This is a genomic window from Neobacillus niacini, from assembly GCF_023715415.1.
In the GTDB taxonomy this organism is placed as follows: domain Bacteria; phylum Bacillota; class Bacilli; order Bacillales; family Cytobacillaceae; genus Neobacillus; species Neobacillus niacini_C.
In genome coordinates this window covers 536,295-558,653 of the sequence record NZ_JAMBOB010000003.1, presented here as the reverse complement: position 1 = coordinate 558,653, position 22,359 = coordinate 536,295, and the positions used below count along the sequence as shown (strand labels likewise).

13 protein-coding genes are annotated in these 22,359 nt (G+C 35.6%); 9 read left to right on the top strand and 4 right to left on the bottom strand.

The annotated features are described in order from the left end of the window. Window positions 1-15: 15 nt before the first annotated feature. Window positions 16-381 carry a hypothetical protein gene (locus M3189_RS09235; RefSeq protein ID WP_251633562.1) on the top strand — a complete coding sequence of 122 codons (366 nt, stop codon included), beginning with the start codon at window positions 16-18 and terminating at the stop codon, window positions 379-381. Window positions 382-441: 60 nt separating this feature from the next. Here the strand turns inward: M3189_RS09235 and M3189_RS09230 are convergent, their stop codons facing one another. Next, on the bottom strand, window positions 442-1,170 hold the full coding sequence (locus M3189_RS09230) for a M48 family metallopeptidase (protein WP_251633561.1): 729 nt from the start codon (window positions 1,168-1,170) through the stop codon (window positions 442-444). A 113-nt stretch (window positions 1,171-1,283) separates the two neighbouring features. Further along, window positions 1,284-1,520: a hypothetical protein gene (locus M3189_RS09225; RefSeq protein ID WP_251633560.1), complete on the bottom strand. Its 237-nt coding sequence runs from the start codon at window positions 1,518-1,520 to the stop codon at window positions 1,284-1,286. A 621-nt stretch (window positions 1,521-2,141) separates the two neighbouring features. Between M3189_RS09225 and M3189_RS09220 the strand changes: the two genes are divergently transcribed. From M3189_RS09220 to M3189_RS09195, 6 genes are all read left to right on the top strand, one after another. Further along, on the top strand, window positions 2,142-2,354 hold the full coding sequence (locus tag M3189_RS09220; RefSeq protein WP_353057411.1) for an Ada metal-binding domain-containing protein: 213 nt from the start codon (window positions 2,142-2,144) through the stop codon (window positions 2,352-2,354). 44 nt (window positions 2,355-2,398) lie between these two features. After that, window positions 2,399-2,725 carry a nucleoside triphosphate pyrophosphohydrolase gene (locus tag M3189_RS09215; RefSeq protein ID WP_251633558.1) on the top strand — a complete coding sequence of 109 codons (327 nt, stop codon included), beginning with the start codon at window positions 2,399-2,401 and terminating at the stop codon, window positions 2,723-2,725. Then, window positions 2,718-5,150, top strand: coding sequence for a DEAD/DEAH box helicase family protein (locus M3189_RS09210; protein WP_251633557.1), 2,433 nt, complete (start codon window positions 2,718-2,720; stop codon window positions 5,148-5,150). Before M3189_RS09215 ends, M3189_RS09210 begins: the two co-directional genes overlap by 8 nt. A 208-nt stretch (window positions 5,151-5,358) precedes the next feature. Beyond that, a complete protein-coding gene (locus M3189_RS09205; RefSeq protein ID WP_251633556.1) occupies window positions 5,359-7,203 on the top strand; it encodes a tetratricopeptide repeat protein in 1,845 nt (614 codons plus the stop codon). A 188-nt stretch (window positions 7,204-7,391) separates the two neighbouring features. Next, window positions 7,392-8,849 (top strand): hypothetical protein, encoded by a 1,458-nt coding sequence (locus M3189_RS09200; protein ID WP_251633555.1) that lies wholly within the window; start codon window positions 7,392-7,394, stop codon window positions 8,847-8,849. Between the two features lie 259 nt (window positions 8,850-9,108). Beyond that, window positions 9,109-13,791, top strand: a complete 4,683-nt coding sequence (locus tag M3189_RS09195; protein ID WP_251633554.1) for an ATP-binding protein — start codon at window positions 9,109-9,111, stop codon at window positions 13,789-13,791. Between the two features lie 110 nt (window positions 13,792-13,901). Here the strand turns inward: M3189_RS09195 and M3189_RS09190 are convergent, their stop codons facing one another. Beyond that, a complete protein-coding gene (locus M3189_RS09190; protein WP_251633553.1) occupies window positions 13,902-15,335 on the bottom strand; it encodes a 3'-5' exonuclease in 1,434 nt (477 codons plus the stop codon). A 15-nt stretch (window positions 15,336-15,350) separates the two neighbouring features. After that, window positions 15,351-17,174: an ATP-dependent helicase gene (locus M3189_RS09185; protein WP_251633552.1), complete on the bottom strand. Its 1,824-nt coding sequence runs from the start codon at window positions 17,172-17,174 to the stop codon at window positions 15,351-15,353. Between the two features lie 137 nt (window positions 17,175-17,311). On the opposite strand from M3189_RS09185, the gene M3189_RS09180 reads away from it, so the two are divergent. Both M3189_RS09180 and drmB read left to right on the top strand, forming a co-directional pair. Then, window positions 17,312-20,551 (top strand): helicase-related protein, encoded by a 3,240-nt coding sequence (locus M3189_RS09180; protein ID WP_251633551.1) that lies wholly within the window; start codon window positions 17,312-17,314, stop codon window positions 20,549-20,551. Window positions 20,552-20,566: 15 nt separating this feature from the next. After that, window positions 20,567-22,354 carry a DUF1998 domain-containing protein gene (gene drmB / locus M3189_RS09175; RefSeq protein WP_251633550.1) on the top strand — a complete coding sequence of 596 codons (1,788 nt, stop codon included), beginning with the start codon at window positions 20,567-20,569 and terminating at the stop codon, window positions 22,352-22,354. Window positions 22,355-22,359: the final 5 nt, after the last annotated feature.

Here is a 22,359-nt window from a genome sequence, read left to right as displayed (position 1 = left end):
AAGATGAGTATTCAAATGGAAATGACAATTGGTCAACTCGATTGGTTATCAAGACCCTTTACGAAAAAGGAATACCCAGCTTACGAAGTGAAATTTAAAATGCTTATACCAGAATCAAATTTTTATACTGAGCCTATTTCCTACGATCCAGCACCAATAGGTTCATATAGATTTACCACACCAGAAGAAGAATACAGACTTTTTCAATTTGAAAAATATGGAATTGAAGGGCAAATTGAAGGCCAAGAATTTAGAAAATATTTGCTCGAGCTAAAGAGAAATCTCAAAAAGGAAATAACCGAAATAGGCTTAGATAAAAATCGGTTTTATATTGAAGTGACTTTTGAAGTGGAAGAATTACCAGATTATAGAGTTTATTAACGGAGAGACGCTTGGACAATTCGCTCCGAGCGTCTTTAATGTCTATTTAGGATTAGTTAATCATAATGAAAGCAATGGACCATTAATTCTTAACCATTCTTTCCTTTGCTCATAATCCGGAAGTATTGACCTTACAAATCTCCAATAGTCGTTCGAATGATCCTGGTACTTGATATGGGCTAATTCATGAACAAGAACATAATCAACCACTGACATAGGAGCCTTCATTATTCGCCAATTTAAATAAATTGCTCCTTCTTTGGTACAAGTTCCCCAACGTTTTTGCTGCACTTTAAAGGCAATTTTGGTCGGTTCTAGTTCCATTTTAGGGCAATAAACCTTTAGTCTTTCCTCTATCTTTCTACTGCCTTGTGTAATGTACCATTCTTTAAAAAGGCGGCTAAGCCTAATTACTTTATCGTCAGCGTTCATATTAGTTGGAATTTCTGCTATAAAACGACCTTGTTTAAAGTTCAGAGTAGGATTATTCAAGGTTTCACTTTTATGTACCTTTAACCGATAATGTCGTCCTAAATAGGAGAATTTTTCCCCACTAACATACTCCTTTGGCGTGGGTGCTGCGGCTACCTCATCAAGTTCATTTTTCTTCTTCAATATCCAGGGAGCTTTTTTATAAAGAATATCCTCTAGCTTTCTAGAATCCAATCCATGAGGTACAACGAGCTTAACACCCGCAGTTAGGCAAACGGAAAGTGAAATATCTTTCTTCCCTTTTATGTAGTCCACTGAGTAATCAATTGTTGTATTTCCATATTGAAAGCTGTGCATGATGTATTATCCCCCCTGTCTTTCAGTTCATATTTTATAGACAAAATCTGTTTGGGTCAAACCGATTAGACGGGAATTTTTTTAATATAATTATTATTATTGTAGGTGATTTTTTAAATACTATTTGAATCTACTTTAAAAAAGGCTTCTAATTCTTCACTTGTTGCTGCAAAATCAACTTCGACAATATGAAATTGTTTCCCTTTACGTGTTACATAATACCACTTGAAAAGATCAAATAAAGCAAGATCGGTTATTTCATTATTTCCACTCCATAATGTGGTTCCACTTTCAGCCTCAAGCAGGAAATCAAGTAGTAGATTCCCCTTTATTATTTTTCCTTTTTGCATATAATTCACCGTCCTTTCTGTAATAAAAAATTAATTACCTATCTGTAATGTTTCGACAAATATTCTGGTTCACCTTTTATGATTATGAACATAATGCTCGGTCAAAATAAATTCATATAATTTTATTAGAAAGAGAGATTTTATGAACGAATTACTTGAGGCAAAGTTAACTATCTCTAGAAATAAAACGCAGATGCACGATACTGGCTGGGAGCTCACCGTTAACGAACACGAAATCTGCACCAAGTAGAAATCTTCTCAAAAATTGCAAAGGGTTATTGCGGGGGGAACTTGATATGTTAACGAGAACTCCCGAACAATAGTAGGGAAGCAATCTGTAAAGAAACAACTGAGAATAAAGTGAATATTGGAGCATTTTGTAAAATAAATGAGTAAAGAGTCCGTTAACAACAAATTAGTTGATGCCGGACTTTTTTCATTTGTAAAGAATTTTTCGTGAACTACGATAAACCATTATATGGGTTATCGTATAATGAATATTATAATAAAAGAGTAGGAGCAAAAGGGATGGGGAATAGGCAAAATAAAAACTCAGAAGCAGTAGAACCTCAAAAAACATATACACTTATTGGCGCTGATTGACGACCCCATGTTAGTAATATTCCAGGTACATATGGTGGACACCGCAAAACCAAAGTGTATGGAAGTATGGATTGTCCTTCTGCTATTCGATCAATAAATAAAGGTGGTTATGTTACTAATCGAGTCTTTTTTGTTGATGAGCAAACCGCAATTGCAGCAGGATTCAGACCATGTGCATCATGCTTGCCGGAAAAGTATGCCATTTGGAAGAGTCAACTAGAAAATAAGTAAAACCAACTATTCTAGATATCCTTATACATTTGGAGGAACTATATATGCCTATTTATAATAAATTGGTCCGCGACCACGTACCACAAGTAATCGAAAGCACTGGGAAGCAATTTTCTACAAGAATCCTAAACGATGAAGAATACATAAAAGAGCTGAAAAATAAGAGTTTTGAAGAGCTGCAGGAGTACGTTAATGCCGATAACGATGTGAATGCAATTGAGGAGTTAGCTGATCTGCTTGAAATTATTCATGCATTAGCCACATGCCATGGAGCTTCAATCGAAGAGGTCGAGGAGGTTCGACGAAAAAAGGCAGAGAAACGCGGGGGATTCGAGGAAAAGATTTTCCTAATTGAGGTTGAAGATGAGTAATGTACAGCTGATTATTCGGGAATATGGTAGTCATATCATTGAAAAGCTTGAGACAGCCTCAACCATTTGTATATTAACCTCTTTTGTCATGAAATCAGGAGTTGAATATTTACAAGATGCCATAAAGAAGGCAGCTGCAAATGGAGCAGAAATCAAAATTTGTACAGGGGACTATTTACATATAACACAGCCTGAGGCACTTGAAATACTTTTGGGCATTGATAAACGGATTGAAGTACGAATATGGAAGAGTAATGGAGTATCCTTTCATCCCAAGGCATATATTTTTCAAGCCGATGGCATGGACTATTTATACGTAGGTTCTTCAAATCTTTCAAGGTCAGCGCTGAATCAGGGGGTGGAATGGAATCTTTTAGTTAGTGATGAGATTGAAGTGTTTGAAGAAGCACAAAATGAATTTTTGAAGATTTTTTATGCTGAGCAGACTGTCCCATTAAATAATTTAACATTAGAAGATTACAAAGCCAGTTTTGAAGAGTTTGGACGGAAACATCCTAAGCTATCAAAAAAATGGAGTGAGCTTGAAGAATTAGAGCTTATGTTGCCTTCGAATAAAGAAAATCCTGAACAGCCAGGAGTTGTTTTTGAACCTTCTGTTGACTACGGTGACATTCAACCTAGATTTGCTCAGATTGAAGCGCTGGCGGAGTTAAATAAAACCTTAGAGGAAGAGTATAACAAGGCACTGGTTGTAATGGCTACAGGTTTAGGAAAAACCTACTTGGCTGGGTTTTTCTCAAAGAACTTCAAAAAGATTCTTTTCATTGCCCATCGGGAAGAGATTCTCTATCAAGCAAGAGATTCATTTAAAAAAATTATGCCAGATAAACAATATGGCATATTTAACGGGAAAACGAAAGATAGAAATGTGGATGCCATCTTTGCTTCTATTTATACGTTAAGTATGAAGACTCATTTGGAGCAGTTCCAGCGTGATGAATTTGACCTCATTATTATTGATGAGTTTCATCATGCTGCTGCAGATTCCTATAAAAGGGCATTAGTTTACTTTAACCCAAAGTTTTTATTGGGTATCACGGCTACACCAGATCGGAACGACAACAAAGATGTTTATGCAATTTGTGATGGGAACGTGGCGTTTAGACTTGATTTCTTGGATGCCATAGAACGGAAGTGGCTCGCCCCTTTTAAATACTTTGGGGTTTACGATGATACGGATTTTAGCCAAATCACTTGGTTAGGCAATCGCTATGATGAAGAGGAGTTATTGCAAGCACAATTAAGAGAGGACTTGGCACTTAAAATCCTGCGTGCTTGGGAAGATAAAAAGCAAACTCGAACATTAGCCTTTTGCTCTTCCATCCGACAAACTAATTTCTTATCTAACTACTTTAATCAACACGGCTATCAAACTGTTAGTCTGCATTCACAACAAGTTGATATAAGCAGAAGTAAGGCAATTTCCAAGCTCTATAATGGTGAAATCGATGCTATTTTTACGGTTGATCTGTTTAATGAGGGTGTTGATATCCCTGCTGTTGATACCTTACTGTTTGTTCGGCCAACGGAATCGTTAACCGTCTTTACCCAGCAAATTGGCAGGGGACTTCGTTTACATCCTGGTAAGGAAGCATGTGTCATTGTAGACTTAATTGGAAACTACCGGAATGCAGATATTAAACTAAGTTTATTTGATACAAATCCTAGTGAAGGTAAGACACGAAATATCCAACCGACCTTGCCACAATTTTGTGAAATAGATTTGGATATCAACGTCATCAACCTTTTTAAAGAAATGATGCGAAAGAGACAGCCTAGGAAAGAAAAGCTATTTAAAGATTATCTGGATCTTAAGCGTGATTTTGGCAGGAGACCGACATATCTTGAATTGCACTTAAAGGGGGCATCAGAATCACCTCAATACAAACAGGAATTTCAATCCTATTTTGGTTTCTTGAAATGGGCGGAGGAATTAACTCCTCATGAGTCTGAAGTTTATAGCTGCTATGAAAACTGGTTTGTGGAAGCAGAAAAAACAAGCATGACCAAAAGCTATAAGATGGTTGTGCTGCTCGCTATGCTGGAGCGGGGGAAAGCAAATTGGTATAACCCCATTTTATCAAAAGAAACATCCCAATTTTTTCACCATTACTTTATGGAAAAAGAGTATAGAAAAAGGATTGATTTTTCGGATAAAGGTGCTAAAAGTCTTTGGGACTATGAGGAAAACGGTGTTAGTAGACTGATTGCTAACATGCCCATGAAATACTGGAGTAGCAGCTCAAAAGGGTTGATTTCTTATGAAAATGATGAATTTAAATTAAACTTCGATGTTGCTCTGGATGATGAAGAAATTCTTTATAACTGGACAAAAGAAATATGTGAATACCGCCTTCATTATCACTTTGAGCGGAAGGCGAGCAACCCCTACTTATTAAGGTAGGGTTTTTTTATATAAAAAATTTATCATATTATTTTGCTTGTACAAGTTGAGGACAAAGTGCCAGGGACCGCCAATATAATTATTGGAAGGTACCTGAGACTATTTTTATTTGTAAATAACGAGAGTACACATTTATTTACCAAATTTCATATGGTAAAATTTCCTTTAATAACTTTAAATTAATAATTAATTTGGCAGGGTGAATAGGATGTTACAAAACTTAAAAATGGTACAGGAGCTAATTGAGAAACTTGCTTTATTATCGGAGGAAGAATTGCGAGAGCTGTTAGAACTTGCAAATCAGTATATTAATACCGATCCGAAAAGTTCATTAACGAAGTCGAGGGAAGCATTAGAAAGAATTGTTTACGATATTTATAGAAGAGAGATTGGAGAAGAACCTAAAAGAGTAGAATTGGGTATGATGTTGAATCAAAATCAGTTTACGAGAAAAATAGAAACGCGAATACTAAAGTTAATGAACCACGTGAGGGACATGGGGAATATGGGGCCACATAGCAATGTGGGGAGAGTTGAGGAAAAGGATGCCTCCAGAGTATTGGATACTCTCTCTGACATTATAACTTGGTATATTGAGAAATACATATTAGAACCGAAAGAAGAGAATGATGACCAGGATGCTTGTAGGATTGCAGCCAGTGATGATAAGTATACAGCGGAACAGGAATTTCAATTAGGAGAAAAGTACTGTAGCGAGCATGATTACTTAGAAGCCATTTATCATTATCAAAATGCCGCAGAATTAGGTAGTACAGCTGCCCAATTTCAGTTAGGTATGTTCTTTATAGTTGGGAATGGAGTCAAAGAAAGTCTTCCGGATGCGGAATACTGGTTTGAGTGTGCAGCTGAACGCGGACATAAGGAAGCACAGTATGAATTGGGACTATGTTATTGTTATAGAAGGAATGAAAAAAGGGACTTACTAAAGGCATTGGACTGGTTTACAAAGGCCGCACAACAAGGTCATGCATTGGCACAGACACGCCTAGGTATCATGTATAAGCAAGGAGAAGGAACGAAGCCAGATATATTAAAATCCATTCGGTGGCTTCGGAAAGCTACTGAACAGAACGAACCAAATGCACAGGTGTTCTTAGGCAGAATGTATGAAGAAGGGATAGACATCCAAAGAGATTATTCAAAGGCTATTAAACTGTACTTCACTGCTGCCTCTAAAGGGGAGATTCAAGCACAATACTTTCTCGCTGATATGTATAAGAATGGAAAAGGAACGCCAAAAGACGATGAAAAAGCGCAGGAATGGCTTAAGAAGGCTAAACGACAAGAATCTTTTACATGGGACCAAGATGAATTTAAGGCATATATGGATGGAGCAGAGAAGGGGTATGATATTTCACAGTTTAATTTGGCATTAATTTATGCAAGTGGAAGTAGCATAGTAGAAAAAGATGATGCAGAAGCAGTAAAGTGGTACAGAAAGGCTGCAGAGCAGGGTTATGAATTGGCTCAGGTTAATTTAGGAGCAAGTTATGAATATGGGCAGGGAATAGAACAGAGTGATATTGAAGCATTCAAGTGGTATAGGAAAGCTGCAGAACAGGGGAATGCTGTAGCACAGTACTGTTTAGCCCAAATGTATGCTTTTGGAAAAGGAATAGAACAAGATGATACCAAAGCGGTGAAATGGTGCATAAAGTCTGCTAAGCAGGGATACGCAAAGGGGCAGGTTTTTTTAGGACTTGTTTATGCAAGTGGTGGTGGTGGAATCGAACGAGATGATATAGAAGCGGTAAGATGGTATAGGAAGGCAGCGGAGCAAGGGAACGCAGTAGGTCAGTACTGTTTAGCCGAAATGTATGCCAGTGGATTAGGATTAGAACAAGATTATTCGGAGGCAGAGACGTGGTATAGAAAGGCTGCTGAAAAGGGGCACGCTGGCGCTCAATTCAGTATTGGTGAGATGTATGAATTTGGAAGAGCAGTCGAGCAGGATGTCGCTGAAGCTGAAAATTGGTATAGAAAGGCATTAGAGCATGGGTTTGAGAAGGCTAAAGAAAAACTCAGGATTTGAGTATTGTAGTATATAGTTAAACCATCCTTTTGGGTGGTTTTTCAAATTTTTTAGCATCCAAATTTTAGATAAGTAGCCACTGATTTACCCTAATACTTGAAAATTTTCATATAGTGATATAATAAAAACAGATAAATAATCATTTAATACTTTAGCATTCACTTATGTGATTTTTAATGGAGGCTGTAATGAGACATCTTAATAAAGTATCATACCACTTTCATGGAATATTGTCCTACCATGAATTTGAGAAGATAAAAGAAGAAATCAATTTGTGCGGCGGGATGGTTATTTACAAGACAATTAAAGAAAACAATACCTATTGTGTTATAAAAACCGATGATACCGATGCCTATTTTGATTTTGTAAGAAATTTTAAACAGACAGAGTATTATGAGCTTACGAAAGAATATAAAGAAGAACAAAGTGATAATGAGTTCTTTTCTGCTATTAATAATGGCAATATCCAATGGACAGAAGATCACTTAAAGGCACTATTCACTAACCCTGAATCATTGGTACAACAAAAGGCAGATGAATATTGGTTCCTTCTTATCGACCTATTAAATAAGGATTTTATTAGAATTAGAGCAGAGGAGTATCCGCATTTTTCTAAACCAGAGGAATTTGGTGAAGAACGAATAGCATACGATTATTGCTACAATGAGCGCGGGGAAACTGTCAAGAATTATTTAAGCTGGTGTGCATGGAATTGGCTTAGAAATAAGGGTGAAAAAAATCCTTCGTTTAAGAAGTTAAATGAAACGATTTCTTCTCCGTCATTGAAAATTTATGTAAAGGTCGGGGATGGTAATCCCTATAAAATCATCTTTGATATCTTAGCGAAACGTGCGAAAACTTACATTCATATTCCTTATCGGCCAATACACACATTATATATATTCGAAGCCACAGTAAATTTTCATCTATGGTTGGCGGAGCATAAGCATAATGAAATCCTTGATAATTCTACTATCACGAATGATGAAAAATCTGTAGCTAATGTATCAACGAATCAACCAACGAGTCAGGAAAATATGCACACTGAAATTAAAGATGACTGGACCTTCGAAAAGGACTCTGTGTTGATTACTCATGTTTTGGACGGCCTTAAAAATGGTAAAACATATTCTGACATTTTTTCTTCAGGAATCAAGGAAATCGGAATGAACAAAGACCAATGTAAACACAGATGGTATAGCAAATGGTCCCAAAAATACAAACATGAGACTGTAAATGAAAATACTGCTACTCAGGTTAAGCAAAATCCAAATAAATGGAATCCTGAAAAAGAAAGTCTTCTTTATACAGCCATATTAGCAGGTACTAAAGAAGGTCGAACATTGAAAGCAATCACAGCACAGATTAGTAAAAAAATTGGAGTTACACCCTCTGCATGTCAATCATACTGGAATAACCATGCACCCAAACAATACAAAGAGGAGTTTAACCAAATAAAATTGGATCAGGAAAAAAATTGGTCCAATGAAGATATGCGCCTGCTAAACCATATGATCAAAGTAGAATACCCAGATTTAGAACCTTACGAAGTATTTCCTATTGCTAGCGAACGATTAAAAGTACACATCGATATCATCAGAAAAAAATGGTATGAATTACTAAAAATTAAACGAATACAAGGATGAAAAATTAATTGGAAGTGATGCAATTTATTGTTAGAGAGAATCGTTACCTTCTATAAAAGTATATAGTTAAAATTATATGATATTTAAATGCCCTCAATCGTTATATTGAGGGCATTAGCATATTTATGGGCTCTTATGATAAAAATACAGGTTATTTTCATTACTTTACTAGGTCGGAAATCCACTATGAACATGGTATAATTTACATATATAATGTAAATAGATGGAAGAATGTAATTTTTAGTAAAGGAGAAATTGTATGGAATTACTGAGAACACAGCACCCTCAAATTAATAAAGTATTAGACCTTTTTGAAGAGGAAGACCAGCCGTTTAGGAGAATCCATAGACTCATAGATGCTTTTGAAACAATCATAAAAACTCATACAGCAAAATTAATAGCGAATTATTTCCATATTAATCATATTTCAGATGATATAAAAGGATCTTTATCCTTAGGTTTAAAGATACCTTCTTTAGGGATTTGGCATGAATTTAGTCGAAAGATTCATAACGATATTATGTTTAACTATCTATCTGAACATGAGTTTAGACAAATACTTCATTTAATAAATCGAAAAGAACAAAAAGAAATGTTTACTTGTGCCTATACAAAAGATGGGGATTTTTATACATATAATCGTTCTTCACTTAAATGGCTGTCAAAAAAAATCACTCCATTAATAATAAATTCATCTCTCGATGTATTCAATAAGTACTTCTTTAAAGGATTTAATGCTTACTTTTATCAGTGGGATAATGATGATATCAGTAAAGTTATCAATACAAGAAATAAATATGCACATGGGGCAACTCCTCATGACAATATCTGTAGGAAGGATATAGAAGAGCTGCTGCCTATATTAAATAATTGGCTTGAGGCTGAGTGGCTGCAACGTACCACAATTTGTGTATTTAGAAGAGAAAATGATCAATACGTTGAAGTAACATTAGATAATAATGAAAATTCTTTTTTAACTGAATACATTAGAAATCAGATTGACTATCGGAAAATAGAAGAATATACACCTTATCTTATTAATCAAGAAGGAGATTTGTTAAACCTTTTTCCAATAATGATATACAAGGACCTTCAAGAAACTAATGTATCTTCGTTAATGTTTTTTAATGATTTAAAAATCAAGAACACAGTTTCTTATTTAAATTATCCTCATGCCATTCATATCAGAGATAAAGACATCTATCCAGATTTTTTATCTATCATAAATATTGAGGATTGGAGGCATAAGTCTACCAATGAGTTCAAGGAGAAAATCCTAGAATTAACCGACAATTTTAAAGGAAGGAAAAATGAATTACAACAGATTCAATCCTATATCGAAAATAATCAAAATGGTTTTTACTTCTTACACGGATCACCGGGAATTGGTAAATCCTCTATTATTGCAAATGCATTAAAGAATTATCGTAAAGACATTTATATCATTAAATACTTTATTGAAAGACAAACAATAAGTTCCCAAGCTACATATTTATTAGATTTTTTGAATCAAACATTAGAAAAAATATCGCCTACCCCTATTCCTATGGGAGTAACTCTTGATGAGAAAAGAAACTTGTTACATCAACGATTGTTGTTATTTTCTCAAGAAGAATTACCTAAAAGGTTAATTATCTTTATTGATGGATTAGATGAAGGGACTGAGAATGGTCTATTTTCCTATCTTCCTGCAGAAGTTTATAAAAATATCATTATAATTTACGCCTCACGTTTAACAAAGACTAGTGAACAATTCTATCTTAGTTTACCTATTGAACACAAAACAAAATTAGAAATTAAAGGACTTACTTTGGAAGATATTCGCTCTATGCTTTATGAAATCATGAATAAATATGAAATCCAAGATGATTTTGTCAATAAAATCTATCAGCGATCTAAGGGGAACCCTTTGTATTTAAAGCTTTTCTGTGATTCGTTAATGAAGAAGGATTACTACACTGATGACTTCTCCTTTTTACCGGAAAGTATAGAGGATTTCTATCATCTTATTTTAAAGCGTTTTGGAGAAATGAAGAATGTAAACGAATTATTCGCTGCTTTATATTTATTTGCAGTAGCAGAGGAGAGTTTATCATCTTCACATTTAGAATTAATATTGAAAATAGATAGTTTTACTGCAGATCAGGTTCTTTCGTCTTTACAGGAAGTTCTAACAGAAAATGATGTGTTACCCAATCATTATCAACTTTTTCATGAAAGTTTTAGAGAGTACTTGTATCAAAAAAGTAATCCCATGGTGGTGAAAAGTGAAAGAATCCTTGTTTCTTTTTGTAAGGATTGGCACTTATATCTTCAGTATGACTCACAAATAAGCAGTTATCCCTTAAAACATTATGCAAAGCATTTAGTTCATTTAAATGAGTATGAACAATTATTTGAACTTGCTGAAAATCAGGATTTTATTAGTATGCAAGTCAGAAGAACACGACAATATGAACATACATTTAACCTTTACCAATTTGCATTAAATCAAGCACTTGTTGAAAATGATAACAAACGCTTATTGGAGTATGGAGTGGATGTAGCTAAGCTCCATTTTCAAGTAACATATAGTACCGAAGAGAATTTGCATTTATTTAAAATGAATCATAATATTGAAATTCTTCAAATGTTGTTAGAACATGGAACAGCATTAAATGACAATGAACAGTTTAATTTATACATTGCACTTCTTTCTTATATGGTATATACAGACCTGGATGGTACACTCAAAAAAAATCATATAGATTTGATCGTCCGCCATTTTGATAACCATATGGTGAATAATAGTAAAATATTGAATTGGGCTGAAACTTCTCCGTTTTATTTTATGGTTGACATTCTCTTGCGTCTACATAATCTTGGGGTCGATATTTCACCAATTGTGAAGAGAGCAAATTTTGAAAATGGATTCAATGGAAAACAAAACTTACCATTTGGTCTCTTTAAGCAATCAAAAGGTATCACTTTACTTATGGAATTAGAGGAGGTCAAGTCTTTTCTTGGTTACTTTGATTCTTGTACACATAATACCATCTATCATTTACTAAGTATGAAACACTTGGTAAGTAAAAATCGATCGCAAGTAGAACAATTTATTGCTGAAATTACTAATAAAAAATTAAATCATGATATTAAGACATTACTTCAAGAAATTGATTTCAATTCTGTGCAGGATTTAATAGAAGAAAGAAATAATAATCAATCAGATGTGCATTATGATAGCAATTTTGATTTTAATATATATACGAAAGATTTTGCTCTCGCTGAAAAAGTCAGTTCAACAATGGACCGTTTTGTTACATATCTAGAGCTTAGTTTGAAATTATGGAACCATCATCAACATACCGAAGCCATTAGACTTCTTAAATTAGCGCATGAAACAAGGGATAATGATTTTACAGAGTGGAGTCAAAACCGTATTTTAGAGGAATATAAAACCAATTTCTATGAGGATATCCTTCTTTCCATTATTCGTAAAAGTCGGGTTGATTTTACAAATGATAAGGAAGACCATTATTATGTTGAATTAGCTGCCAATCTTATCATAAATAATAAATTGTTTGAAGATAGAACGGAGGAAATTATTAATTTATTGTCCATACAAGAAAATTATCCCTTAATCCTTAAAATCTATGAAAAGAACATAACTAATAAATCTATTTTTGAAGATGAAATGCATGATTTGATTCCCAATGCAACGATTGCATTGCAACTATATAACTCGGGAAAATATGAAGAGGCATTTAATTATCTAATTGAAAATGATGAAGTTACTCTTCCTCTTTTTTGCCAGGTCGCAGCCGCGCTAAGAGACACAAATCAAATTGAGATGTCTGGTAAATTAATTAATAGAGTGATTGCTTCAGTCATACAAGAAGATTTCGGTAGTTTTGAAAGCCAATTCTTGAAAGCATTTTTTATAACAAAATATATTGAAGAGCTTAATAAATATGGATTCTTCGATGCAGTTTATAAATTAATTGAATTAGGATTGAAACACTCTAACGTTGAAATGACCATGATGCAAGCAGAAGAACAATCGGATGGGATATTAATGGGAGAAGCAGTTAATGTATCAACTGTGATGGCACATCAAGGTAATTTTGATCAGGCCATTGATTGGATTGAAACTAAGTTGGTTTCATTAAGACATTCATTTGTCAATGGAAGCAGATTTAAAAATAGAGCTTATGGTTACGTGGCGATTGAAATGGTAAAGCAAGGTAAATTATCAGATTCGATGATCCTATGTGAGAAAATCAATGATAATATTTATCGCACCATCGCTTATCATGGAATGGCTGAGGAGTTAACGAAAAATGGGGAAATTGAGGAAGCTCTTAATTTGTGTCAACAACTAGAATTGTCAGAGGATCAATTGGAAGGTTATAAAAAAGTTGCTTTTGCCCTAAAGGCACAAGGTAACCATGAAAAAGGATTAGAAATATTATATTCCCTTGTTCCTATTGCAGAAGAGACGATTATGAAAACCATGATTGAGGAATACAACAACTTAAAAATAAAAAATCAAACACAAGTTTCTAAAAATAAACAGGGCAATTCTAATGAAATAGTTACATCAGAATCAATTTCTTTTATTTCCGAGAATTCATTACGAATGATTCCAGAGAATATACATGATAAGAAGCAGTTAGCAAAAATATTATATGCCTATTCCATTTATATATATTATTTTTCGACGAAGGATGAGGAGAAGAAGAGTTATATCATAAATAAAATTAGCGATGTCTTAAATTTGGAAAAGATGCAAATAGCAAAAGTAGAATATGGCTACCATAACATTGGAGATTGGTTGCAATTAATTACTGATGATGATGATTGTATGGATATTGAAAACTGGAAGCAACGTGTCGAAAAGGGAAAAATGACAGTAGAAAAGTTTAACGCCTATATTAAAAATATGCTTAAATATTATTGAAGCATCTGACATTAACTCCTATATTAGTTTAATTTTTATCAAATAAGAATAAAATAGATCCTAGCCAATGCTTGGGACATCGGTTAAGATCTATTTTTTTTTTTCGATAATTATTCGAGTTTATACAGACGTTTATCCAGTGAATCAATAAATTCTGAGAGTGGATTGACACCTGTGATGGTTAGTGATAATTTTGCGCGTGTCATGGCCACATAGAATTTTTTTCGCTCGGTTGATAAGACTTCTTTTTCTTCTTCGCCAGGGAATACCTTCAATTTTGGCATTGCGTTTTTTCGAAGGTTCGTTACAAAGACATGGTCGAATTCAAGACCTTTAGCAGAGAAGTAGGTGGTTAATTTCACACCAGGTGACATTAAGTCAGCACCCAATTCATTGACAATCACATTCGGGATACCTTGTTCATTCAGCGCTTCCACAAAAGCATCGATTTTATCATTTTTCACACAAATGATTCCTATAGTAGCATTTTTATCATTTGCTCGAATACTTTTGACTTTTTTAATAACCTTCTCAATTTCTTCCCCATAGGTCTTAGAAAGGATGACCGTTGGTTTTGGACCAGATCTATTTGGTAAAGTTGGTTCGATATATTCATCATCTTTTACCAGGATTTCGTCCTGCTGTTGGAATCTGTTCGCAAGTTGAACGATTTCTTTGGTAGAACGGAAGGTTTGACCTAATACCTTTGTCCGTGTACCACGAATATCGATTCCTAAATTCTTCCACGAAAAGCGGTTTTTATAAATTTGCTGTGCTTTGTCTGCTCCTATGGTTAAGCTTTTTTGAGCAAATTCTGCTAACACGATTAGTTGCATGGCCGATAAATCCTGCGCTTCATCAATTAAAACATGATCTGGTAACAATTCTTTCGGGATTTCCTTTGCTTTTTCATATAAGATGATGGCTACGTCTGGAAAATCGATTTGTCTGTTGGAATATAAAAGTGCATTGAATTTACTAAACACTTCAAATATCCACTTTTTATTCTTTTTTGTCACGCGTATATCAGAACCTCGACCTGAGCGGGAAGTTTCATAATATTTTTCTACTGTATTGATATTTAATCCTTTCATCCAGTCAATTTCTTGAGATAAGAAAGAGATTTCATTTCTATCAGTTTCAAATTTTGGAAGACTGAACGATTTACTGTTTTGCTTTCTGACAATATTTCGTGCAAATCTCACTGTCCCAAATTTATCTTCAGTTGGTAGTACATACGTTCGTGGATAATTAATCGAACGAAGGATATTCATCCCCCAGGAATGAAAGGTATCCACTTCTAAATCGTTGATACCAGACTTAGTGGCAAGCTGTTGTAGATAAGAAGTCATGGAACGATTGTATGCGAGTAACAATATGTTTTTTTCCATTTTCTTTTGCTGTAAATAACGAGCACGTTCAATCAGTATCGTTGTTTTTCCGCTTCCGGGAATCCCATTTACTAATAGGGAACCTTTTGGTTGAAATTCGATACATTTTTTTTGTATATCTGTGATGGATATCTTATTATTTTTTGTTTTCAAAAATTCCACTCCCCCTTAATCATCCCACATATCGTCAAAATTTATTTCTTCCTGTTCGTCCTTTTCCATCGATTCTCGAATACTTCTGTATTCATCCGAGAGGTGAGCGTTGGCAGTCACAGTGACTTCTTTTTTTTCCGTTAGATATTCTATTTGCTTCGCTTTTGTCTGCTTACATTCATTCCAAAACGAATAATTGCGGACTCCTGGCTGCCCAAGTACATAAACACGTTTCATTGCCCTGGTGATGGCTACATGCAGCAGTCTCCGTTCTTCTTCAAGATCAGGATACTTTCCATGCGGAAAAGAACGATCACCTAAGAATAAAACAAATACATAAGGGAATTCTAAGCCTTTCGCACTATGAACGGTATTGATAAAAACATGATTACTATCATCATTTTCCGTTTCTGGGTAGTCTAATTTCTCACTTAGTTGAATGGTCGCTTTATATCCATTTTCACATTGTTCATTTCGAAGTTCAATGAGGATATCAATGATTTTTGTACGCTGAGATTTTATCTCGACTAAGGAAACATCCTGACTAACGAGCGTAATGATTTCTTCAATCGACATGTCCATATAATAAGAACATATATCTAACGCTTTTTCATATAATTCCACCGTAGATTCAGAGATTTTAATGGTATGTTGATATGGAATCCCTTCATTTTCTAATAAACTAGCAATATAGGTTCCATGAGGGGAATGTTCACTATTTTTCCTCACTAGCACCGCAATATCTTTTGGATGAATACCATCAGCAATGAGCTGTTTAATTTCATTCAACACATAATTCGCTGCTAATTCGTAGCGTGCCGTATGAACAAGAACAACATTATCATTTTCGAAATTCTTCCCATTTGCCATTAAATTAGATTGATATAATCTAGATTGATTGACAATATGATTTGCTAGGTCTAGTATTGGCTGCTCTGAACGATAGTTATTTTCCAAATCAATGGTCTCTAAAACGGGTAAACCTATGTTATCCATCTTTTCTTTAAATAATAGAACATTATTAATTGTAGATCCATTAAAACTATAAATCGTTTGTCTGCTGTCTCCAACCACATTTAAGAATAACTTTTTTGATTTTGCTAATAATAATATTAATTCCTCTTGAGCTACAGAACTATCCTGATACTCGTCGACGATTAAATAATCAATGGAGTCTATCAAATATTGATAAACTGGTGATTTTGTATTAGAAAGTATCTCAATTGCTTCCGTTATTAAACTAGGAAAATCAATTTTATTTACTCTTTTAATGTGTTTTTCGAAATTAGCCCAATACTTTTTGATTAGGGTAACAGGTAAATAAACATCCTCTCCGGTTATACCCTTAATGAGAAAATGCCCGCTATTGTGGCATTCTTTGGAAGAATAATAAATTTTATTGTCAGGTGTTTTACCTTGTTTCAAAAAGGAAATCGCCTGGTAGAATTTAGCACAATCTTCGTAATTTATCTGTTTCTTATTCGCCTCATAAAAAATATCCATTGCATTAGATACAATAGATGGTACATGTTTACGCCAATGTTGGCCTTCTTTAATCGCTAAGAGTAAAATCTTAAAGGCAAAACTGTGAAAGGTACTGATTTCAATCTCGCTGCCTTCGCCTTCTTTTTTTATCATTTCCTTAATTTTTTCATTTAATGAATTTTTTGCAGTATTTGAAAAGGAAATTCCTTTGATTTTATTTGGGCTGATTCCCATTTCCAACTGAAGATAAAGAACTCTTGCAGAAATGGTAGTCGTTTTACCTGTTCCCGCTCCGGCATGAATTAGAAAGTTCCCGGGTTGTGCTTCAATCGCTGTTAGTTGGGCAGTGTTCATTTTTTCAGTAAAGGTATAAATAATTAATGACCCCCGAACTTGTTTTGTAAATAACTGTATAAATATTATAGTATAATTGTATATATATTTTCTAAGTATTTCTATACCCATTTAACTGGAAATAGAGGAGTGTTTTTGTGGAAAAGGAAATGGAACTAGTTAGAAATGAGTTATTAGAGCGGTTAAGGCTGGAATTTACAGGTCCGAATGAAGAAGAAGAAGAACTGGAAGAATTGCCTTCATTAAGGTATATGAACGGCATTCTTTGGCCGCCAGAATCAAAGGTTTCAGTCTCAGAAGATGATAATGTTGAGATACATGAAAAAAAGGAATCACAAGAAGAATATGCAGGGGAACAAGATATCCCATTAAGTAAATCGCTGAATCCATCTTCCATCGGATTATCCTTTACAGTTGATTTACATTGCAAAATGTTAAACGTTATCGTTTCTTATGGAAGATACGAAAAACTAGGTCATAATCAATGGAAGCGAGTACCTAAAAAGGAAACAATAAATTTGGACGTTGCCGAAACGGAAACACGAAAAAGCCAAATGCTCAAGGTAGATAAAGATGTCTATTTAGAATGGATCATAAGAAGGTTTCAAAATAAATTTACCATCAGTCTATTTTTAGTAAACAAAAGATTTTGGGATAAAGCGATGAAGGTAGAGCAAGACATTGATATCCTTTTCCAACCGCAAATTGAAGTGGAATCAGGAGATAAGAATCATTCACATCCTTTTATCACCAGACAGTTAGAAGGGAACCAAGATAATCATGCCCATGAGGAGACACTGAGTGATGCGCTTCTTTATCATGATAAATATGTCTTTGCCATGGGGCATGGAACTTCTGTTGAGTGGCTGCGTGTTGATGAACAAGCAAAAAAAGCAGGGAAATTAGTAACCAATACACTTCCGTTCTATGAAGTGCCCCGCGTCATTCCCAAGGAATGGGAGGGTGAAGGCTCTTTACGCATGATGGATTTAGCCAATTCAGCAAACGGGGAAGAAGTATATCAATTATTATTTCCATTATTAAAAGAATATGACGAGTGGATACATAAATTGACTTCCAAATTGCAAGATCTGGATGAGGATTTAAAAGGAATTGCGGAGCAGCATATAAGCAATTGTCAAACCTCTTATACACGGATGGAGAAGGGGCTAGAGACCATCCGAACCAACACCAATGCTTTTAAAGCGTTTTCATTCGCAAATCGTGCGATGGCCTTGCAACGAGCACATGGAGTTATTGCACGTGAAAATAAGAAAAAGCAGAACTGGGACTATCAGCCTTCGGACAAGGATTATTATAAGGCATATTGGAGACCCTTCCAAATTGCATTTATTCTTCAAAGTTTAACAGGAATTGTTCATCCTGAAGATGGTGACAGACAGATTTGTGATCTTCTTTGGTTTCCAACGGGCGGTGGTAAGACGGAAGCCTACTTAGGATTAACGGCCTTTACACTAGGATATCGCCGTCTTCGCGGGGAGACTGGTGGATTGGATGGTTCTAAAGGGGTAACGGTCATTATGAGATATACATTACGTCTGTTAACCGTCCAGCAATTTCAGAGAGCTACTTCATTAATTTGTGCTTGTGAGGTGCTACGAAAAGAGAATGTTGCTGAATTCGGTCAAGAACCATTCAGCATTGGTTTGTGGGTGGGTGGAGGAAGTACACCAAATAAAAGTAAAGATACCAAACAAGCCATGCAGATTATGCTTGATGCGATGAGAAACAAGAATCTCGAGAATGTTTATTTCCCAAATGGGTCTCCCTTCCAGCTGATTGTTTGCCCATGGTGTGGGTCACCAATGTTGGATTCTCAAAAGAATTTAAGACTGTCCTATGTTACCCATCCAAAGACAAACCAATTAACGATTTGTTGTTCAAATAGTCACTGCACGTTCTCAAAGGTAAATAATGCGAATGGGCTGCCTGTTTACGTAGTTGATGATACTCTTTACGATCATTATCCTAGCTTAGTCATCGGTACGGTTGATAAATTTGCACGGATTCCTTGGGTGGAAGAAACCAGAAATCTATTTGGCAAAAATAAAGGAATTCTTCCTCCAGAGCTCATTATTCAAGATGAACTCCATTTAATTTCTGGGCCGCTCGGGACGATTGTCGGTTTGTATGAGTCCACCATCGACGAGCTTTGTTCCTATCACGTTAATGGAAAGAAGGTCAAGCCAAAAATAATCGCTTCTACTGCCACGATTCGAAGAGCGAAAGAGCAGGTATTGGCATTATTTAATCGTGATATCGCCATATTTCCAAGCCCTGGTCTTAATGCATCGGATTCCTATTTCGCTGTGGAACAGCCAATTAAAGAAAAACCAGGACGTATCTATTTAGGAGTATATGCTCCTGGAAAAAGTATGAAAACAGCTTTACTTCGGATTTATGCAGCACTCCTTGCTTCAACTGGTCCAATGAAACACGATGATGAAAATATTGACCCCTATCGAACGATTGTCGGTTATTTTAACAGCTTGCGGGAATTAGGCGGGGCCGTTCGATTAGTCGAGGATGACGTCAGAGCAAGAATGAATATTTTAGAAAAAAGAACGAAGGGTCAGATTTATCCCTATCAATCACGTAAATACAGTTATGATGTCCCTGAACTTACAAGCCGGATATCCTCGAATAAAATACCAGAGATATTAGAAAACCTTGAGAAACAAGTAAATGAGGAAACAGGTGAAGGAATTCACACCGTTCTAGCGAGTAATATGATTTCTGTAGGGATGGACGTCCCACGTCTAGGATTGATGGTGGTCAATGCGCAGCCCAAAACAACGGCAGAATATATCCAAGCAACAAGCCGTGTCGGCCGGGAACATCCTGGATTGGTGCTCACTCTCTATAACTGGGTAAGACCAAGAGATGTATCCCATTACGAAAACTTTATCGGATATCACTCTTCTTTATATCGGTATGTGGAAGCGATAAGTGTTACACCATTTGCATCGAGAGCCAGAGATAAAGCCTTGGCTGGCATGTTTGTTGCGTTATGCCGGTTGCATATCGAAGGCTTTGTTGAGAATGATAGTGCACAGAATATAAAAAACTTCGCCCCTCAAATTTCGGAACTAAAAGATATCATTATCGAACGTGTTAAGGATATCAATGGTTCTGAGAGAGCGATTGAAGTGGAAGAAGATCTTAGTAAGATTATCAGGATATGGGAAGAAAAGGCCGATCAAGGCAGGTTAACCTATACCAAAACAAAGGGTGAGTCTCCACACTTACTTACTTCATTGGAAAGTGGTGTCACTAATCAAATAGGCGCATTACCGATTCCAAATTCAATGAGGGATGTTGAACCCCAAATTGGAATTTATTTAATGGAAGACTAAAGGAGTCATTTGCAGATGAAAAATAAAATTGGAGAAATACGTCCAAGTCAATTTGTTTCTACCTATGGACCTGGTGCAATCATTGATTTACCCGATTACTCAATCATTTTGTCAGGAATCGACTTTTGGAGCTTTGCTGATACGAAAAAAATCGATGAGCCGCGTTTAAGAAAGCGGCTGCGAATCAATTCGATTAGATCGCTGCCAACCAAAACGAAAAGTGAAGTGCCAACGATTCCATCGCTTCGATATCCAACTTATTATGTATGTCCAAATTGTCGAAGGCTGGCTCCGTTCTATAAATTCACTCAAAAAACGGACGGGTCTATATTTTGTAATAACAATAGAGACAATGCCAACTGTGATAATGTCAAAGCATTTCCAGTAAGATATCTCTCAGCCTGTACGAGCGGACACCTTAGTGATTTCCCATGGAATTCCTTTGTGCATAATAAAAACAAATCATGTAATGAAAAGAATCGGTTATATTTAAAAGATTCGGCAGCAGAAGGTAAACTTGAGGATGTTCAAATTGTTGAGTGTAAAGCGTGTAATACACGAAGACCACTTTCGGAGGCATTTGATAAGAATCAAAAAGCCATGCCTCCTTGTCCAGGGAAGAGACCGTGGTTAGGGAAAAATAATGAAGAGCAATGCGGTAAGGAGCAAAGAATTATTTTGCGTGGTGCCTCAAATATCTATTTTCCCGTTATTGAAGGTGTTTTATCAATCCCGAAAGAAGCGCAATCACCTGTTGCAGAAGTACTTGAAGGCTTATCAGATAACCTTTCACATATTGACACCTATGATAAGTTGAAATTACTGTATGATAACAGAGTTTTTCAAGGATTAAATCAATTTCCTCTTGATGAAATCTGGAGAACGATGTCAAAAACAAAGGAAGAAGATGAGACCAATCATGATGACTTACTTCTTCCGGAATGGAAGGTATTAAGTTCCGATAGAAATATTAAAGATGAAAATTTATTTGAGATGGAGCCTCAACAAGTAACAGGGCAATATGAAGAAAAGATATCACATCTTGTAATGGTCCGCCGCTTGCGAGAAGTGAGGGTCATTCGCAATTTTACAAGGATCAATCCCGCACCAGATGTAACCTCACAAGCCTTCACAGAAGGAAACGAGGCAGATGTTGGCTTTGCTTCATTAAGCGCAGCCGATGTAGATTGGCTGCCAGGGGTAGAAACTTTTGGAGAAGGAATCTTCTTTGCTGTGAATGAGAATTATTTACGTGAATGGGAACAAAGAGACGATGTAAAGAAATACGAAAAAAAATTCAAAGAAGTATTTGATCTTTACTATGAAAATCGCCATATTGAGCCTGATTATCGTCCGCCTTTTCCGGGTGCAAGATACGTCATGTTACATTCTTTATCTCATATTTTGATTAGGCATTTGTGTATGCATTCAGGCTATTCTGCTTCTTCGTTGCGAGAAAGGATTTATTCTCGGAAGACACCCGACAAGAAAGATAGTATGTCCGGTGTATTAATCTATACGGCCTCACCAGATTCAGAGGGAAGTTTGGGTGGTTTAGTTGAATTAGGATCTAGTGAACAGTTCTCGGATATAGTGTGGGCAGCTTTAGAGGAAGCCAAACTATGTTCTGCGGATCCTCTTTGTTCCGATTACGAGCCAGATCTTCATCGTGATTTAAATGGTGCATGTTGTCACTCTTGTTTACTAATCGCTGAGACATCCTGTGAAAGCACCAATCGCTATTTGGATAGAAGCCTGCTCGTTGAAACTGTATCGAATCAACAATTAAACTTCTTCAATTAAGGGAA

What these genes read in the sequence shown, in the direction of transcription:
- M3189_RS09235 (WP_251633562.1), top strand. Translation starts at nt 16, where the DNA reads ATGGAAATGACAATTGGTCAACTCGATTGGTTATCAAGACCCTTTACG.
- drmB (WP_251633550.1), top strand. Translation starts at nt 20,567, where the DNA reads ATGAAAAATAAAATTGGAGAAATACGTCCAAGTCAATTTGTTTCTACC.
- M3189_RS09205 (WP_251633556.1), top strand. Translation starts at nt 5,359, where the DNA reads ATGTTACAAAACTTAAAAATGGTACAGGAGCTAATTGAGAAACTTGCT.
- M3189_RS09200 (WP_251633555.1), top strand. Translation starts at nt 7,392, where the DNA reads ATGAGACATCTTAATAAAGTATCATACCACTTTCATGGAATATTGTCC.
- M3189_RS09230 (WP_251633561.1), bottom strand. Translation starts at nt 1,170, where the DNA reads ATGCACAGCTTTCAATATGGAAATACAACAATTGATTACTCAGTGGAC.
- M3189_RS09210 (WP_251633557.1), top strand. Translation starts at nt 2,718, where the DNA reads ATGAGTAATGTACAGCTGATTATTCGGGAATATGGTAGTCATATCATT.
- M3189_RS09215 (WP_251633558.1), top strand. Translation starts at nt 2,399, where the DNA reads ATGCCTATTTATAATAAATTGGTCCGCGACCACGTACCACAAGTAATC.
- M3189_RS09195 (WP_251633554.1), top strand. Translation starts at nt 9,109, where the DNA reads ATGGAATTACTGAGAACACAGCACCCTCAAATTAATAAAGTATTAGAC.
- M3189_RS09185 (WP_251633552.1), bottom strand. Translation starts at nt 17,174, where the DNA reads ATGAACACTGCCCAACTAACAGCGATTGAAGCACAACCCGGGAACTTT.
- M3189_RS09225 (WP_251633560.1), bottom strand. Translation starts at nt 1,520, where the DNA reads ATGCAAAAAGGAAAAATAATAAAGGGGAATCTACTACTTGATTTCCTG.